Annotated in this window: 1 protein-coding gene; it reads right to left on the bottom strand. The window is 39.5% G+C overall.

Annotated features, from left to right (window positions below):
• Nucleotides 1–23: 23 nt before the first annotated feature.
• Nucleotides 24–1,544 carry an IS1634 family transposase gene (locus G5B32_RS16795; RefSeq protein WP_165292646.1) on the bottom strand — a complete coding sequence of 507 codons (1,521 nt, stop codon included), beginning with the start codon at nt 1,542–1,544 and terminating at the stop codon, nt 24–26.
• Between the last annotated feature and the right edge of the window lie 115 nt (nt 1,545–1,659).

The following is a 1,659-nucleotide window of genomic DNA, read 5'->3' as shown; positions in this document are numbered from 1 at the left end:
CCTGTTTTCCGCAATGGGACACCCTAGAAATTTTTATTGACGATCTCGATTAACCTTGTTTGTTTTTCATCCATTTTCAAGAGGATGTTTTTTATGGCTCTGGATTCCGGGAGTACTATTTCCAGCTGGTATATATTTCTTGTTATCTCTGCGGCTTTTTCCGGTGATAATGAGAAGGATTCCTTATTAAGTACCCTTTCCAATTCCTTATAAATGGTGTAAGCTACAAAAGACAAGCAAATATGAGCCTCGATCCTATGCCTTAACCTATGATAAACTGGTCGGATCCGAAGATCAGTTTTAGACATCCGAAATGCTTTTTCGATGTGCCAAAGATTTTTGTAATTTGCTATGATTTCTTTAGCGGGAAGCGTACTATTGGTCACATACCCCTTTAATCCATCCCATTTTTGGTCCTGGTCATATTTTTCCCTATCGATGGAGATTTTGACATTTCCCTCCATTTTAAGGTATTTGTTATAGCCTCTGTTATTAATATTGCTTTTGGTAAGCCTGCCACTGTTGATTTGCTTTTCGAGTCTTTTCAGTCCCCGTTTTCTGTTGATACCGTCTTTTTTTGCTCTCTTATCGGAATAGCTGATGATAGTCCTGATGGCTTCACCTTGGATTACCAGATACTCTCCATCCTTCAGCGAGTGTCCGATGATTGTTTCCTTTATCGTTCTGCCACTGTTTTTCAAACGTGCTCCAAGAATATATTGGTAACCTTGTTCTTCCAGTTTAGTGATGTTGGACTTGTTTAAAAGACCCGCATCAGCTACGATCACCGGCTTGTTCAGTCCGAACCGCTTACTTATTTTTTCGATGACCGGGATAAGTGTATTTCCTTCGTAGATATTACCCTCAAAAATATCGTAACCGATCGCATATCCTCCCAGCCCCACCAACAAACCTAAAAATATCTGAGGGTTACTATGCTTACCATCTTTGCTAAAGCCGCTTTTTCGGAGGTCATCCTCATCACTTGATTCAAAATAAAGGGTGGTCATATCGTAGAAAACAATATTGATTTCTCCCTTCAGAACCCGTTTGGTATGTTCGAAACCTATCTTTTCGATGGTTTCTTTCAATTGATTATTCAGCTTGTCCAAAAAGCGATAGATAGAATCTATGCTCACAGAGACTCCTTGGTAACGATAGAGGTATTCAACCGTTTTCAATTTGCTTAAAGGAAACGCAAGACGGGAAACAACCAAATGCCTAAAGAGCGGATCTTCAATTATCCCGTAACCAATATGGTCAAAAATCCTTCCAAAAACCAGCTCTGGACCTATCGTTCGGATTTGACCATTGCTTAATTCAGACACAAAGCTTTCGATGACGTTATCCTTTTCAGGAGTAAACATGGTAAACTGGCCTTTCAGCTCACGAATGCGCTGCTCACCCTTCAACATCAGCTTCGAAAGCTCTTGCTCATCTACTGATGAGCCGATCGTTTCAACCACTTTGTATTTACCCGAGCTTTTGGAAATCAGCTGGACGCTAAAACTACCTGAATGGTTCTTTTTCTTTCTGACAAACACATCACAAAATAGATAAAAAAGCCATGAGACACCCTATTTTTAAATAATTCAACAGTAATACACTGAATTACAGTGAGTTTGAGTTAAGTTAAAATGACTTGCTGAAAACAGGAAA

This window comes from Sphingobacterium sp. SGL-16 (genome assembly GCF_011043515.1).
Lineage (GTDB): Bacteria > Bacteroidota > Bacteroidia > Sphingobacteriales > Sphingobacteriaceae > Sphingobacterium > Sphingobacterium litopenaei.
The sequence above is the reverse complement of the archived record's forward strand: the minus strand, read 5'-3'. Positions and strand labels throughout refer to the sequence as shown.